Origin of the sequence: Pseudoalteromonas sp. PPB1, assembly GCF_015356275.1 — a bacterium.
In the GTDB taxonomy this organism is placed as follows: Bacteria; Pseudomonadota; Gammaproteobacteria; order Enterobacterales; family Alteromonadaceae; genus Pseudoalteromonas; species Pseudoalteromonas rubra_D.
Genome location: NZ_JACEQV010000004.1, coordinates 56,239 through 73,524, shown reverse-complemented (window position 1 = coordinate 73,524; position 17,286 = coordinate 56,239). Strand labels below are relative to the sequence as shown.

The window sequence follows — 17,286 nt, the reverse complement described above, 5'->3', positions numbered from 1 at the left end:
ATTTATCATACCCAATAGTTATTGTATAAACGAGAATGGCGTTGGTACACCATCTATATTAGCGACAACCTCTATAATACTGGGCCTAGTCGCTGCTGGATTGTCAGGATATCCGACCTGAATATCAACGTATACCTCTTTTCCATCTTTTAACGCCTGACCCAATTCACGTTCCATTGATCGATACAATTTGCGATTGAGCTCACGGGTCATTGGTACCAAGTTAATCTTATCACCGGCTCCACCTAAGTGGGTAGCTATCAAATGGCCACCGTCGTGTAACTCATGGCTCTGCGCATTTCCATCGTGCCCGGTTTGTGACTGCTGGTAGGTGTTTCTATCAAGCTTAACCCCTTTTCCGGCTTCACCAGAGACAGAAATGACCCGACCATGTGTGTCGGTCGTATAGCTGTGACCATTGCTCAATACATACTTGGTATCTGCTTCAAGTTTACCATTGACTCGCTTATCCCAGTTACCTTTACTCCCTACGGGTACATGCACTTCTTTAAGTAACCCTGAAGGTAAATCGACGTTTCCACCTTCTTTTCGGTTATCGTCAAAGATGTCTTTGATTTGTTTTGCCAGCTTGTCGTTGAGATAGTTATTGCGCTTTAACCAGTCGATCATTTCATCGGCTGTTTTAAACCCTGGAATAATACGCTCTAATGCACTTTCTCCAAGGAAGGAAGCCAACCCTTTTGCAAGGACGGTCGGATCGCCATTTGCCGCACGATAAATTGCCCACAACTCTTTTGCAGTCAGCGCAACATCAACTGCTTTCAAGATAGACAGGAATATAGGTACCAGGAAAGCACCATTGTTCGCAGCAGCCCCTTCTGCCGCAGAGGCGGCAATATCGACATCGCCATGTGCGGCAAATGCCCCCAGTGCGCCTGACAATTTGGCATAATCCACACCTGCAGCGAGAATTAAGTCAACCTGTTTATTGAGCTTGTCTGATACTTCGGCAGAGCGGAAGTGTTCAAGAACCTGCTCCGGAGTTTTTCCTTGTGCTTTTAAGTCATCAACAACTTCTTTGTTTTCCTCTAGCAGCTCTTTGATAGCACTTGCTTTGTAAATATCTGCAGTCATTTCGCCTATGACTGCACCACCAGCACCTGACGCACAACCATGACCTCCATTTGCATTGGTAACTTCAGACGTTAGTGCTCCTCTGACGCAACCCGCACCGGCGTGCGCAATATATCTGACTAAGTTGTTAATATCTCCTTTCTTGAAGCTAATTCCGATTTCCTTAGCCATAGCGTCACCCAACGTATTAACCGCTGTTGTTGCAAGTGATTGAGTTAGAGACTTACTGAAGTCACTTAAGCTGCCACCATCAACGATCGTAGAAACACCCGCTCGAACGGTTGACGCCATCACGGCTTCAGCAGCCTGATTGGCTAGCTGAATTGCTTTTTCACTTTCAAATAGTGCACTCCCTATATCTGCACTATTAAAGAATTTCAGGCTTTTGAAAGTTTCACTATTTAATATCCCTGCAGTCGCTATTGCTGTAGCTAAAGACCGAATACCATCTGAAGACAACATGGTTCTGATAGTACCGTCCAGACCCTTGCCACTTGCAAGGCTCGTGGCAGCCTGAGACGCCATAGTCGTAGCAGCAGCCTGGATCATCGCGCTTGTCGCTGTGTGTGTAATTGCCCCGGATGCAGTCTGTGCACCGAAGTTTGCAGCTATCGATCCCTGGCCGCCGGTCCAGCCCATTCCACCAGGTCCCATTGCAACAGATACAGCAATTGCAATAACGGCCATAGCTGCTGGCGACAAGGCACTGGTTCGTTCATGAACCTCTATATGCTCTAATTTTTGGAATGTAACGTCCAGCAAGCTTTCTGAACAGTTTGCAAAATCTGCATCGTTTCTTATGCTAAGCGGAAAATTTGCCAGCTCTGAAGCCGACGGACACGCAAATTCAGAATCATTATAAATAGTCGACATCCAACCTAAAGAGTCTGATCCTGTGAACCCACCAATAATCTCCTTAACGGTTTCTCCCTGGTACTGTCCTAGCTCCAGCTTAATACCATGTGTCGCGTTTACTTTGATTCCACCAACGATATCATTATAAACAGCAGTATCAGAGGTATTTTGAATTGTCTCAGTTTTGATTTTCCATGTTGATTTCTCAACTTTATTATAAAAGTAATGGTTATGATCCTTTGCAAGCAAGAAGTTAACCTTGCCATTTCTGGCGTCAATTTCAGTACCCACAGCAGAAGATATATCTGCTGCTTTAAGTGTTATTTCTCCGAAATCAGAAGCAATCTTTATTCCTTTTCCAGCTTCAAGTGCAGAGCGAATAGCTATTGTCTCGAATTCTTGTTCCTGAACCGTTGTTTTGCCCCACTTTTTTTGCCGACTTGCTTGGTACTCATCAAATTCATTGGCAATGTAAATACCATTGCTGGCAAGAATGTCTATTGTTCCTTCATCTGCATAAAGCTTTGATGCGTATAGCTCTACTGTGCCACCTGCCATCAAAGAAATACTGTCTTTTGCACTCAACTCCGTCATGAGGTTTTCTACAGTACCGACATCCTCAGAAAAACGAGGCGAAGAAAAGCTCGAAGATGTAGTAGCTTGCGCAGATTTGAGTATGATGTTATTCGCAGCGTTAAAGGCAATGCTATTTCCAGAAACACTCGCCCCCTCCAGAACGATGTCATTACTAGCCTTTATATAGATATTATTGCCATCTAGGCGAGCGATGTTTCCGAACCGGGAGCCCTGCGAATAAGGTGTTTCATATCTATGCACCAGAGTTTTCTGAACATAATCATTCGTAAATATATTTATATTATCTTGCGCTGAAAAATTGCTCGAGAGGTTGGAAACAGTTCCACCTGCAACGATATTTAGATCACCTTTGGCAATAACGGCTCCATCCAGCACAGTAACATTATTTGCAGCTCGAATAATCGCGTTACCATAGGTGTAGAGATTGCCAGTATCGACAGTGATGTTTCTAAATTCATTAGAATTTCCATGAAACTCAACCTGATGACCATTGACAGTCTGAGCGGTAATTGTTGAATCAGTTAAGTGTAATATTGGGATTAGCACACTTCGGCCACCAACTGAGCGCTTCTCGGGCCAAATAAAATTGGAACCAAACGCATTCACTTGTGCCCTGGTTACTGCACTGCCAAATTTAACCTTGCCAGTTTTTGCAAACAAGTATGCATTGTTATACAGGCCATTTATTTGATTGGATTCACTTGTGTAACCAACTAACAAATTACGGTTCAATTGGTTGTAGATCTGTGCACGCACAAACCTGGATTGCACAAAGCTATCGCCTATCCGTTCACCTAATGGGTAGATAGGCAAAATTACAGTAATCTTGCCAGTCAGGACAGGAACCATAAGCGGTGATTCAAGTGATTGCTTGTTTGTGGTTTTTAGCTTATTAAAAAAGCTCTCGATATTTTGCACTGAAGAGCTAACAATTTTATTATCAACAAAATCAGATTTAGCATACAGATACTCACCACCATTATATACCCTTGTATATTGAGGGTTATTTAACTCTGCATTTATTTGTGAGCTTGTCATTGCAAACGCAATGCTTGGCAGCATCACCTGCCAAAGTATTAAAAATATATTAAGGCTGGCAACTGACTTTTGCCAAAAAGGAACTTTATATTCAAAATTCCCATTTTCAATTCTATTTTTCATCATAATAACTCAGGTTTATTTTGGCAACTTTGAAATTAAAACAGTCCTATTTTTATTAAAAATAGTATATCTGCAGAAATTGCTTCCTGACTCGCACTTTTTCAATGTTGGGGAGCGATCATCAATAGCCATGTAGCCACCTATTCGATAGCCGAATTTAATTTTCGTATCTTTTTCGATTATTTCATATGCCATTTTATATGCTGCTGTAGGAAACCAAAGATCATACGGTGATACCAAAGAAACATCATTTTTTAAGCCTTGAATATACTTATCGAGTCTTGCTTCAATCTGAGCAACCGTTAGCCCTGTATTACCAACAATTTTATCTTTGTTTTTTTCAGTTAATAGTTTATCTAGATCAACCGTAAGCTTCTCACTACTACAATCTGTTCTAAAGCTATCATCGGTTAAAGGAATAAGAACCCTACGGCATGTTGACAGCCAGAATGTTAAAATATCACCCTCTACTGAAAATGAAGTTACTGTTGCAGAATCATCTAGGCCCCGATTATATACTAAGCTAGCCATGTATTGATTTCCTGCTTCTGCCTTGTCTACCTCAAGACCTTTTACGTTCTTTAGGTCAAGATCGGCTGTAGAAGGCAGATCCTCTTTCACCCCATAAACGCCACCATGAAATGACAGCAGAGTTTCGGCCTCTACGTGGGTCTCTATCACCTCGGAGCCACAACGACCTGTAGATTGACAATATCTTGCATCTGCATATGTATAAGTATCGGTATCTGAAGAAAGCTGTAACCCAACCGAAGTTAACTTTAGATTGTTGAAGTACGCTTTAGAGAATACTTCTACATACGAGAAGAGATTATTAAACTCCTGTGTCGACCTTGCGTTTTTTGTGCCATCACTTACTCTTAACTTACCAAATACAATCATTCTTCCGGGCGGAGAGTAATTAACCACCTTTGAACGATTGCCTTTTTCAGAAGCATACACCTGTGTTTTTGAGTCATTAGTGACACTAAAGCCAGAGTAATATGCAGTTTCCACATCAAGATGATAACGTTCATTAAATACCTTCTTTGCATTTATATCAAACGTACCACTTTGACTAAGACTTAAAATTGCAGATGAGTTTAAGATGTAGTTTTCAACATCAATTTCAAGGTTATTTTCAGCCTGAAATATAACGGAGTTGGAGCGTGAAGAGCTGACTTTTATCGATGAACTCCAATCATTAGACCCTTTACTCAATGAGTATGGATTAATGTTCTCAAATGCCTTTGCAGAAACAGAAATTTTACTCGCAAATATTTTTGCGGACAGATCAGGCATTGCTTTATATTTTATTTTGTCTTTTATTATATGATAAATACCCTGTTCTAGTTTTTCGTGATCTTTTTCAAGTTCCAGCAACCCCCGAAATTTGGTGATATCCTGTCCGCTTCGTCTTACCCCATTGGCCACTAAGCCACTTCGAGACTTAAGCGTTAATTCTTGACTTCTGATAATACCGCCATAGGCATTCACGATATCACCATTTGTTTCTATAACCATAGAATTAGCATTAATGCTCTGCTGATTGGCGAACTTACCTCCAGCAACTTCTAAATCGTAAACTTCGATATCTCCACTATTAAAAACGCCCGATCCAGCAAAGAGAGACGCTTTTCCAGATAGAATTACACCTGTATTACTGAAACTACCTGCGGATACCACTTCTACCTTTTTGTCACTGAGAATTGTACCCCTGTTAATAACGGAAGGTGTAATCGACCGAGTTGTACTAAACATCGGCCCAGGCATGCGAGAAACTGTGATATCACCCACATTTGATATAGCAACTCCCTCATTCGGTACAAAAATACCATTGCCAGAGTTACTGGAGGATAAGGCCTTGGTAACGGTATCAATCTTAGTGCCACTCGATACTTGAATACCCATGGAAGATGCAATAGAGAAGCCAGCGGATTTATAATTACCATTTAATATCAGAGTAGGAACGTGCCCATATCGTTCGAGCATTCTAAAGTAGTCAACAGATGTATTGTCACTAGCTAGTATTCTCCCACCATTGTATTCAATAGTGTAATTACCGACATAGATTGAAATACCACCAGTTCCTACTTCAACATCACCTTTTTCATCCATAACAAGGTATTCCCCTTTCTGATTGAATGCCTTTAGGTTGATGTTAACTGTTGAGCTGCTATAAGTTCTCAAATAATGAGTATATATTTCAAGTGACTGTGCTCCTGGCGCATAGATTTTACCTAATGAGAACATACTAGGGTTATTCATGCTGTTGGAGTTAGTACGAATGTCACCATTAGAATAATACCCATCTACAAGACTAATTCGCTTTGCATTTTCAAAACTACAATTGGAACAACTTATCCCATTCGGATTAGAGATAATCAAATTAGTTGGATGCCCAAGGACCTTTATCTCTGTATCAATCACTTTCCCAGTAATATTGATATGAATCAGGCTTTTCTTTGCATCCCCATTATAAATCAGGAGAGGTTTGCCCAAATCCAGTGAGTTCACCTGTAATGATGCATTACCAGAGCTAGATTGCTCCGGTGTTATTGCATAAAACCCTTCAAATTCCTTCAGATCATTCGCACTTGCAAACATAGAAGTGCAATACAACACTAATAAGAAAAACAGCTTCTTCATATATATTTGATACCTATTTAACACCCATGCAAAGAGTGCATAAAGCACCCTAAATTAAAAGCTGCGCATCATAACAATTGCAATTATCGCAATCAATTATGTAAATCGAACAAGACATGAGACAACATTTAATAGCAGGGGGCTTTACTTAAATATCAAACAATTAAACCACACTTACACTAACGTAAAAGATTGTAAACCCAACATAGGTGCATAGCCACACACCTAAAGTGTGCATATTTGAAACAATGAAATTTAATTACTAATCAACTGAGCAAACAATTGGACAGGCTGACACTCAGGAGCTTCTCTTCAGTGTGGTGTCATAATGTGATAATCCCAGTTAGAAACGGTCACCAGTGAGTGTGACCGCCACCGAGTTTTGTTTACCGGTGTCCCGGTTTAGAATTTAGAACGTGCTGTAACTCGCAGTGGATTGGTTGAATTCAAACACCGAGATCTGGCCACAGCGCGCAAAATGGTTATTGCTGCTGTAGGGCGTGTTAGCCTGATTAATATCACCTTCCCAACCCTCGCCATTTTTAACAAAGGCTTTGATTTCAAACCAACCATTGTGGGATTGACTACAATCCATGTCCACATCCAGCATCCAGTAGTGCGCACCCCACTGATTCAACGGGGTTTCACCGTAACCATGGCTTTCTACCGTTGCTTTGGTCCCCCACTCGGCAGGCCACAAATTAGTTGTCCAGTCTAGTGCACTGCCCTGAGCTTCCGCACTTTGGCCTGATTCAGCTCCATGCCAGTCAAGGTAGCTATCGCCCTGTTTCCAGCCTTGTGTGGTCGGGCTTTTCAGATTGTTATGGCGGACAGGCATAGCACACTGCATTGGATACTGGGCACAATTGCGGCCCAGGGTGGCTGCAAAGCTATGGTCCAGGCCACCACGAACAAACAGATCCTGGCCAGCGGCTGTTTCGGCTTTGATAAATACAACCGTTCTTTGCCAGTCCCCTACCGGCTCAGTCGGCGTGTCCCCCAGCTTGCTGTTATGATGAATTGCCACAGCATTCATTGCGCCAATGTTGATACTCGCCAGCCCATTTTGATCAACCGAGATTTGATTACCAAGGCACGTATCGCCCGCAGTATTCTTACCACCGCTGAGGACATCACAGTAAACGCCAGCAGTAAGACCAGTTTGCAGCGTCTGGTTCAGGCTAAAACCTTCACGGTTTATGGCCACAAACCCTTCATCACCACGGGAGAAAGCTATCTGGTTATTACCATTGTCCCACCAATTATTTACTGTCCAGTGGCCTGTGGTATTGTTTCTGAAGTCCATGGCACCTGCAATCATGCTGCGGCGATGTTCACACTGCCACTCATTGGCAAAGCAGTTTAAGGTGCTGCCCTGGTGCACAACACTACCTGGCGGTCCAGCATCACCGTCATGGTTAAAGTCATAACTCGACATCACCTTTGGATAGCCATATGGGTAGGCCAGCATAAAGACATTGGCCAGATCATACAGTGCACCATCTTCATACGTCACCACATTACCGGCACCACCATGGCCTCGCTGGTTGTCATGATTATCAACAAATACCACCGCAAGATAACTAGGCATCATGTCCCAGGCTTCACCAAAACTGCTCAGCCAGGCCAGTTTGCCGGACTTGAAGGTGTCACCCAGCTTGGTGCTGTACTTAAACTCGGTAACCAACCCATTTGCAAAATACTCATCAGCGCGTACTGCCTGCCCTCCCTGATCAATGACCTCCTGAAACACCAAAGGGTCGCCACTCACCTTGCCCATGATGGCGGCAATATCCGATGACGCCATGTGTTTACTGGCATCCAGTCTAAATCCAGCGACCCCAATACCAACCAAGTCATTCAAATAACCTGCCAGTGTATTTTGGACATACGACGCGGAGGTGTTGAGATCAGCCAGACCTACCAGCTCACAGTTTTGTACCCGCCAAGCGTTATTGCCATAATCGGCATCATTTATTGCACATGTTTCGTGAAAGTCCTGTGGACTATAGATTGGGTAATGCTTGTCGCCAAATGTACTGCCCGCCACGCCTGTGCCGCTGCCGTGTGCCATATGGTTAATCACAGCATCAACATAAATATCAACACCTGCGGCCTTACAACGCGTCACCATATCAATAAATTGAGCACGGTTACCGCTACGACTTTCTAGCTGGTAACTGACAGGCTGATAGCGTGTCCACCAGGGAGCGCCGGTGATGTGTTCACTGGGTGGCGAAACCTGTACGGCGGCATAACCTTTTGGGCCCAGAAAGGTTTCACATTCGGTCGCAATATCCTGCCAGGACCATTCGAATAAATGAACAAAGGTTGTGGGGGTGGCCAGTGCCTGAGCAGACATGCCCAACCCCGCGGCGATGAGTGCTGTGTTCAGCACTTTGAGTGACTGTTTAATCATTGTATGTTCTCTGTTGTTGTCATAACGGTAATGTTTACATCACGGTAACAATATAGAGAGATCCGATTAAACGTCTATTGAATACGTATGCAATAAAACGTGCCTGCACTTACACTGCAAAAACAGGTTAAAAAAAACCTTACAAGCCTGTGAAGCCCACGATTGTAGCCCTAAAAGCACCCGCTAAATCTGTCTTTATTCCAGTTAACAAGGCACCGTTTTCTGTCCAAGATGACATATCTGATGATAGCTAACTATATGAAAACTATACTTTGTCACAAAAAAGTCGGTGCAAACCCCTTGCTTATGCTGAGGCTTCTGGATAACACTTTTCGACATCACTTTGCAGCGAGTAACACTATGATCCTCAAACAACTCAGATTAAGCAAGCACCTGACACAGGCTCAACTAGCTATGATGTCTGGATTAAATATCCGCACAATTCAGCGGATAGAACAGGGTCACACTCCAAGCCTGGAGTCTCTAAAATGCCTTGCCGCTGCACTAGACACTGACATCAGCACATTACAACAGGAATCATTTATGACCAATAAACATGCATCACCACGGCCACTGTGGCTACGGATTTGGTTTTTCCTAGGAACATTTCAACGCCAGCCTGGTAGATCATTGCTCATCAGGCTTGAGCGTATTTTACATGGTTTTGGCTTGTTTTTTTGCTTGCTGGGACTCATAAACGAGGCAGCCCTTGCTGGCGGTTTACTTTTGCTCATCAATGGATACTTTATTAGTTATTGCAAATATATGGGTGACAAGTTCGCTATCTGGTGATAATGCGATCTTCCGCATTGCTAATCACACAATCAGCCACGGCTTCAAACCTCTCTGGGACACGTATCAATAATTCGTACCTGTGTCTGTTACAACTTTATACATTTATTTACGGAATATTCCGCCCACTCCACTTAACTTAAACTCACCAGATATCCTAAAAGGAACAAAGATGAGCGCGCGGATCCATGGTATTGACCTTGCCAGAGCATTGGCAATTTTTGGTATGGTGGTCGTTAACTTTAAACTTGTTATGGGCGCAACAACTGGCAACCCGCAGCTGCTGTCATTGAGCAGTTTACTGGAAGGTCGTGCCGCAGCGCTGTTTGTGATACTGGCAGGTGTCGGGCTGACATTGAGCGCTCGCAAAGTGCAAAACCACAACCTACTTCAGCGAAAACAACTGCAAAATAAAGTAATCATGCGTGGTATTCTGCTACTTTGCCTCGGGCTACTTTATTTGCCCGTCTGGCCGGCAGATATTCTGCACTTTTACGGCTGCTACTTTATTCTGGCCTCATGGCTATTGTTCGCCTCTCATCGCACGCTACTCACACTGTGTGCGGTGATTGTCTCCACTTTCCCTGCGCTATTGCTTATCATTGATTACTCCAAAGGCTGGCAGTGGGAAACACTCACTTACCTTGACTTATGGACTCTGGATGGCCTGATCAGACGCATTTTTTACAATGGCTTTCATCCTGTGTTTCCCTGGATTGCCTTTCTATTATTTGGTATATGGCTGGGCCGTCAACCGCTGCACCAAAGTGCACTACAAAAAAGACTGTTTAAAATCGCAATTGTCACTTTAGTTTCTTTCGAGGGCGCTTTTTATCTGCTGCGCACACTGGCCGTAAGTGTTGGCATGCAAGATCAAGACATTCAGTTTTTGCTCAGCACCGGACCTATTCCTCCACTGCCTCAGTATCTGGTATGTGCCACCGCCAGCTCGGTACTTGTCTTACTCGGCTGCATCAAACTTGCGCAGCGCTTTGCCCACTCAGCTGTACTGCGGTCATTGGAAGATACAGGTAAGTTGTCGCTCACTTTTTATATTGCACACATCATTATTGGCATGGGCACGCTGGAAGCGCTGAATATGCTGGGTAATCAGTCTATAGAGATGGCATTGTTGAGCAGCCTGCTGTTTTGTCTGTCTGCCTGGTGTTTTGCCACGATATGGCGGCGCAAGTATGCTCAGGGCCCCGCCGAATGGTTGTTCAGATATCTTTTTGTCAATATTACAATCAGGAAAAATCGCTTTATCTTTCGTCGAAATTAGTATCTATAGGCGTGTTTGTTAAATCATTGAATTGAATTAATTTAGTTTTGTATGATGAAATCTCAATCGCAGACACCAAGGCTGAACTTTGAAAGAAAGACTTATCACCAACCAGCACGATTACAACAAAACCCTTATCGCCAGAAGCAACATTCAACTTTGGATTACTGAGGGTGTCACTGAGCAATAGAGCAATTGAGCGTGAGCTAGGTCATGTCTCTTAGCTGGCAGTTCGCTATAGGCCAAATCATCGTACAACGGCTTGAAGGTAGAGAAGAACTTTTAGATGTCATACAAGAAAACATGATTCGAATAAACACCAAGCCCAGCGAAAGTTAAATCTGACAGTTGACGCAAATACGGACCAAAGTATGGGGGAGTTACGCGACATACTCAAGCCAAAATATTTGAAGATCAGCTCAGTAAAAACAGGTGTCTCTAATGACACTAAATGCTTTTACGTCGAAGAAACAGCCAAAAAAGTAGAATAAGTAATCTTACTAGGATGTAACTTATAACTATGGAAAGGCCAGCATGACTTAAAGAGGAATTTACCAATAATATAAAATAAAAAGGGCTTACACAATAACTTGCAAGCCCACAAATAAAATTAAATAAGAACGTAAAAATACAATATGCAATAAGAGACCAATAGTGACCCTATTATCCCAGCAAAATAGTGACTCTTATTAAAAACCACTTCCTGAGAATTCAGCCCTTGCACTTTATTTGAACAAACAAAAAGATTGTTAGAAAAAATCAATGGTATAAAGGTAAAAAAACCAAGTATCTCACCTCCCTTTCCAAGAAAAACGCCTCCAAAGACAAAGAAAATCTGAGAAAAGAAAATAATCTTCGCACTCAAGCCATTATAATTGTCAATTGAAGATTCTGCATTTTTTAACAACTTAAAGCAAAAAATTGGATATAGTATACTCTTCGCAACCGTAACAAGATCAAAGCCCTCTACCTTCGAGCTCAAGCAAATATTTTTAAAATAGAAATAAATATTATAAAAACCCAGCGTAGAAAACGAAAACAAAACCAGAGGTAATACTGGCACTGTGTAATAGCCTTTTTTCATACAACAATCCAACACCAAAATATCATTTAAAAAACTCAATTATATTATCAACAGCATCTCGAATAACTGTTGATTTCTGCTCAATTTTAAAATCCACACCGACTGACGCAGCAAGCCCAGCTTTAGCCTCAGGCTTAGTAAAGCTTGCCTGAGCTTGGTGCTCTCCATTAATTGTTTTCTCCGATACAATATCTTTCCCGATCGCTAGAGGACCCAAACCGGCATCCGCATTGACAACAATCTCCGTAGTCGTTGTGTTAACTGCTTTAGTGCCGCTCTTTTCTACACTGTAACTCGGTTTCACAGCTAACCCTAAGCCTAATCTAGGCCCCGCGTTAGCAGAGCCACTAATCTCTAATGTTTCAGTATCGAACCCGACTGAAAATCCAGCCCTAACCCCGGCAATAAACATCACCTCACCGGTAAGGGCAATTGAATATTTCTCCTCACCATTAGGATCTGTATATTTATATGGATTGTTAGCTACATATGAGTATCGATTAAAGGTATCTACTTCGCCCGTAAATCCAACCGGATCATTCGAGTAGAAACGACCTATGACCGGATCATAGTATCGCGCCTGCATATAATTAAGGCCCAACTCTTTATCATACCAATGACCTGTATAACCAACATCGTCATCTTGCTCATTAAGCGTCTCTCCGAAAGGTAAATAACGCTTTTTCTCAAAGTTGCCTTTCGGGGCAGCAACACTACCATATTTTGCCACCAACATTTTACCAAAGTAAATGTAATTCACGCCTTCGCCTTGAATATCACCACTCTCGGTATAAAGTAACTTACCGTGCAGATTGTACATGCTGCTACGCTTGGTTTCTTCGTCAACAATTTGCACTCTTCTACCATGTGAGTCGTAAGTGAAGCGTAAACCATTGGCTTCTGTAACACTGCCGCTAGCATCATAATACAGTTTATAAGAACCATTGTTAGTCACATTTCCACGACTATCATATTGAAAAGCTCCATACTTACCACTGATTCCGCTTACTTGTATAAGTCGGTTTGTTGCGCGTTGATAGTTATAAGACAAATTGCGTTTCTTCGATGAATACCTTTCTATATTCCCAAGATAATCATAGTCAATGTTTATAGAGCCAAACTGGCTTCCTCCTCGAATACTGCTAAGCCTGTTAAGCCCATCATAGGACATATCAGATAACGAGTATCTCCTGTCAGTTAGGTCACTGATTGATTTAAAGTTGTTTCTCTCATCATAAGTGTATTCGAAGCCTGAAACGACACTGCCTTTATGAAAGTACTTTAATGATCGTGGTAACGTCTTATCCTTCTCCTCAACCATTTGATAAGCAACGCCATTAGCATAGGTAAACTTTGAAGGTGCACCTGATGCATGGTACTCAACACCGCCTAATACAGATTGCTCAAGCTCTCCAAGACCGTTGAAAACATCAATTTTTGATGTTTTCCCTGTACCACTGGGATAATAATTGACAACGGAACCATCCGGATAAACCAAAGACTTTAGATTAGCGTTTAGATCGTAGACATAATCGACTAAAAGTGGTGCTTCATCTTTAATGTACAACTGTTCATCTTCGAGCAAGTTTAGTGAGTTGTAATTATACCTTTGTACAACCCCTCCTCGTGAAACAGAAACTAAATTACCGACATTATCCAATTCATACTTTACATCGATACCAGTACCTGGTAGGTTTTTTTCTTTTAAATTTCCTAAGTTATCATATAGGAAGTAAGTCACATCAGGGGGCGTCGTGCCTACACATCGGGTACTACTCACCCCCTTTTTAGACCAAACCTTCCTACCCAAAGCGTCAAACTTTAGGAGTTCATTACCCACATCTGCGCGCTTGATTAAACATAGCTTGTTATTACTGTCATATAATCGTGTTTCGGTAAAAGAATGTGCGCCGTGAGATTGCTTAACTGAATGGGTTAATCCAATTACGTCTACATTTATGGTTGTGGTAGAGTGCTTTGAAACCACTTTTTCCAGCAAATTATAGCTTGGCTTACCTTCGTGACGATAAGTTCGAGTTACTTCATTATCTAGGCCTTTATTCTCTACAACCCTATTCCCACTGCCATAATAAAAAGTCTTTTCACCTTCAACATTAGTCTTGCTGTAGACAACTCTCCCCAAGTGATCATACCTAAATTGTTCACCATTATGCTGTGTCTGCTCCAGTGAAAAACTTGGATAAGAAGCTTTGAGTAATCGGTTATTCGAGTCATATTTAAAAGACTGGTAAGTGTTCCTGGCTTTTGTATTTGGTATGGCAGGATCATACACTGCGCTCCAGCTTTTTCTGTCAAGAGCATCATACTGCTCTGTAACTTTATAACCATACCCGTTACCATCACATTGGTTTGAACCTGCATGAATTCTGCACAACGTAATGGTGCGTCTATTTTTTGTATCATCCCAATCAATAGCTAAACTTCGCAACGATCCTATATTAGAGTCGCTCGGAAAAACTATAGCGGATGTTCTGTTTTCACCGTCATAATAATAGTTTGTGGTATGTCCGTTAAGATTGGTAAAAGCAGTAATATTACCCATCAGGTCAACCTCATACTTTTCTTCAAGCTTCTTACTGCTATATCTGTCGTTTAAAGTTACTTTTTTTGCAACACCTGAATAATAATCGCTGTACTCTTCAGTTAAAGTCTTTCCTGAGTATGACTTAACATTTTTAGTGAGTTTTCTAATGTTACCGTCGTTCCAGTAACTGTTGTAGGTAACTTGCCTGACGCCCAGGCGATTCTCATGATAAGGTAATATAAGTCCGGAATATGAGCCATCAGATGCACTAATTATCTGATAATCAACCGAAAAGAGCTCTTTGAAGTTTCTGTTGTTACTGGATACAGAACGACCTCCAGGCATTTTTATGATCCATTTGCTCGTATCACTAGTATAAGAGTTTTTATAGTATCTGTGATCATCGTTCAATGACCATTTTTCTCTGAGAGGGCTACCAAAACTATCAAAATCATAAAAAGTCCTTTTGTAACTGTCATCGCCCACTTGTAGTGCATCTTCTGAAAGATGCACTTGATGCATAGACAAACTTCTATTCGCACTTCGCGTGGCATAACCTAATCCTAACTCGTCAGAATGCCAATAGTTAAACTTTTTAGTACTAAGTAACCCACCACCAGCTTTTTTTCTGCTTTCAATTGCGAAGACTTTATTTTGGAACGGACTACGGTTGTCTCTATTTATATAGTACTTTAAATAGTAATCTTCAGGTCCGTTAACAGTAGTCCATTTATGATAAAATTTATTAATGTTCTTTGGCGAGGAACCTGAGAAAAAACGGTTACTAGGAGCACCATTTGGATCTGATTTACTATCAAATCTCGCATAGTCACTATGTGCATTCGAGTAACTATAAACCCATGTGTAAAGCGCGGAATTAGAGTTTCTTGGAAATACCTCTTTTTTGTTAATACTTAGCCTGGATATACAATCTGTGGTCCGACCAAGAACAGGGATAGGTAGATTAATACTAGAGTCACCTCTTTCATTCACATGAAACTTGGCAACCGACTTATTCGGATGTCGAACAGTGAAAGTATGTTTAAGTGTATTCAGATTACCACAGCCAGTGCGTACATCGCCTGATCCGGCAGCTAACATTAGATCAAGCGGTTCAGAGTCTATATAGTTAAGGGTATACAACCATGACCGTCCACTTGGTAAGGTAAACTCAGATTTTAAATCACTTTTTACACTGCTTCTATTGTAATGAATGGAAACCCACTCTCTTTTATCACTTGGTTTATTTTTATTGTATCCAGATATCGTCTCTGAGTAACGTACATTACTCCTACCATGAGAGCCCGTGTTACTCTTTAGTTCTAAAACTCGACCATCACTTGCTGTTATTCTTAGGGGATTGTAGCTGTACTTAACCCAATTCCCATATTTATCAATGACTTTCGTTACTTTTATATCAGCTCTTTGCAAGTAATAAGGTTCATCGTTACCACTACTAGATACTTGTATTGCTGTAGCCCACTCAGCATATGATGAGGTCGTTGAGTAGTCGCTAAAGTAATACTTGTCCCCATTTGGGGCATGTGCGACAAAACCTTCTTTACCATTTTCTTTATAACATGAAACTAGCCAATTCGTATTTGTATAATATGGAAAACCCTTGCCAGCCTTTGACCAAGCTCCCTTATTAAGCAGCAACATTGATTGTGTTCGACCAGGTATGCTGATATCAAATGAGCCGGACATAGCAAATACGGGCTGATATTTTATATCCGTACTATTTCTGGAAACACCTCCACTACAGTACTTTCCATCTTGCCATGACAAAGGTAGTGTTGTCTTTTGATAACCTGACATGTATGTATAAGATATGCGCGGCAAATCAAAGTACCAGCCTCTTTTAAAAGGGTAGTTTGTATCATAGCGACGTATCACTTCCACCGGTAAATCGAAATTACCCGGCAAACTAATGTCATTATTGACAAATGACACAGTCCCCGTAGACAGATCTATCTTATCTGTGAACATATCCTTGCCTTGCGGCGTTACAATTAGCGCATTACTTAGATTATTACTAGAGTGAGCACTAGTTACCTGGTTAAACCTGGCTGTATACAAGTTAGTCAAGTCTTCATTGGCATTCACTGAAAATACATTAGCACCCAGTACAAGGAAAAAAATTAAACCATAGCTCAGTTTTGTTCTCATAATGTGCTCTCCATAATTGGGCTACCTAGGATGTCTGGGTGAACAAAAATAATTGATTTTTTAAATGCAATGCTTTCACTATAATCCCCCGTCTTCTCGCAACTATAGTAGTTACATGCGACAATTCTAATCTGATAAAATCCATCAAAATCCTTACCTATAGTCAGACTTGGACTAGTAGTTATCTTGACATCTACCCATTCACCCCGACTATTTACAGCTTGAACAAGGTATTTACTCGCATGTTTTATATCATCCCAAGTAATAGTGATTACATTTCCTGACTGCAGTTTTTTTATACCCTTTGGTGCTTCAAAAGGGTAATTGGGTATAAAAGGTAAAAAAACAGTGATGGAACCTGACTTAATCGGTATCCATGTCGTGCTTGCACTGCTTGAAAAGCAGACAAAAAACAAAAGTGCAATTATTAATCTCAATTAATCTTTCCCTTATAAAAATTTGAAAATCCTATAGATTTAAATACTAAAGTCAAAACAAAAAGACAGTTAAAACATTAAAAAAACTGACTTTAAACACACAAAAAACAAAAAAAACAAAAAATTAATCACCAGAAGAGAAATAGCCCGAAATATCATCAGTATAAATGGCTGTTCAAATGCCACCTTGCACGCACAGGTACC

At 41.4% G+C, this 17,286-nt stretch carries 8 protein-coding genes and 1 pseudogene; 3 read left to right on the top strand and 6 right to left on the bottom strand.

All coding sequences use genetic code 11. The features are described 5' to 3' along the window. Positions 1-18: 18 nt before the first annotated feature. The 3 genes from IY568_RS05520 to IY568_RS05510 all read right to left on the bottom strand — a co-directional run bounded on the left by IY568_RS05520 (position 19) and on the right by IY568_RS05510 (position 8,773). Positions 19-3,711, bottom strand: coding sequence for a DNA/RNA non-specific endonuclease (locus IY568_RS05520; RefSeq protein ID WP_194866975.1), 3,693 nt, complete (start codon positions 3,709-3,711; stop codon positions 19-21). Between the two features lie 12 nt (positions 3,712-3,723). Then, a complete protein-coding gene (locus IY568_RS05515; RefSeq protein WP_194866974.1) occupies positions 3,724-6,354 on the bottom strand; it encodes a hypothetical protein in 2,631 nt (876 codons plus the stop codon). Between the two features lie 409 nt (positions 6,355-6,763). Next, positions 6,764-8,773: an alpha-amylase gene (locus IY568_RS05510; protein ID WP_194866973.1), complete on the bottom strand. Its 2,010-nt coding sequence runs from the start codon at positions 8,771-8,773 to the stop codon at positions 6,764-6,766. A 231-nt stretch (positions 8,774-9,004) separates the two neighbouring features. Here IY568_RS05510 and IY568_RS25255 point away from each other — a divergent pair. The 3 genes and pseudogenes from IY568_RS25255 to IY568_RS05500 form a co-directional block, all read left to right on the top strand. Continuing rightward, a pseudogene (locus tag IY568_RS25255) lies at positions 9,005-9,286 on the top strand (helix-turn-helix domain-containing protein); the annotation flags it as partial. A 30-nt stretch (positions 9,287-9,316) separates the two neighbouring features. Next, the gene (locus IY568_RS24665) at positions 9,317-9,565 is read left to right on the top strand and encodes a hypothetical protein (protein ID WP_228553166.1); all 249 of its coding nucleotides are present in this window, start codon (positions 9,317-9,319) and stop codon (positions 9,563-9,565) included. A gap of 172 nt (positions 9,566-9,737) precedes the next feature. After that, positions 9,738-10,847 carry a DUF418 domain-containing protein gene (locus IY568_RS05500; protein WP_194866972.1) on the top strand — a complete coding sequence of 370 codons (1,110 nt, stop codon included), beginning with the start codon at positions 9,738-9,740 and terminating at the stop codon, positions 10,845-10,847. A 610-nt stretch (positions 10,848-11,457) separates the two neighbouring features. Here the strand turns inward: IY568_RS05500 and IY568_RS05495 are convergent. From IY568_RS05495 to IY568_RS05485, 3 genes are read right to left on the bottom strand one after another with little or no spacing between them, the layout of a single operon-like run. Then, positions 11,458-11,931 (bottom strand): hypothetical protein, encoded by a 474-nt coding sequence (locus IY568_RS05495; RefSeq protein ID WP_194866971.1) that lies wholly within the window; start codon positions 11,929-11,931, stop codon positions 11,458-11,460. A 22-nt stretch (positions 11,932-11,953) separates the two neighbouring features. After that, the gene (locus IY568_RS05490) at positions 11,954-16,645 is read right to left on the bottom strand and encodes an RHS repeat-associated core domain-containing protein (RefSeq protein ID WP_194866970.1); all 4,692 of its coding nucleotides are present in this window, start codon (positions 16,643-16,645) and stop codon (positions 11,954-11,956) included. Then, entirely contained in the window at positions 16,642-17,082 is a 441-nt protein-coding gene (locus IY568_RS05485; RefSeq protein ID WP_194866969.1) for a hypothetical protein, read from the bottom strand. The genes IY568_RS05490 and IY568_RS05485 overlap by 4 nt, the downstream gene beginning before the upstream one ends. Positions 17,083-17,286: the final 204 nt, after the last annotated feature.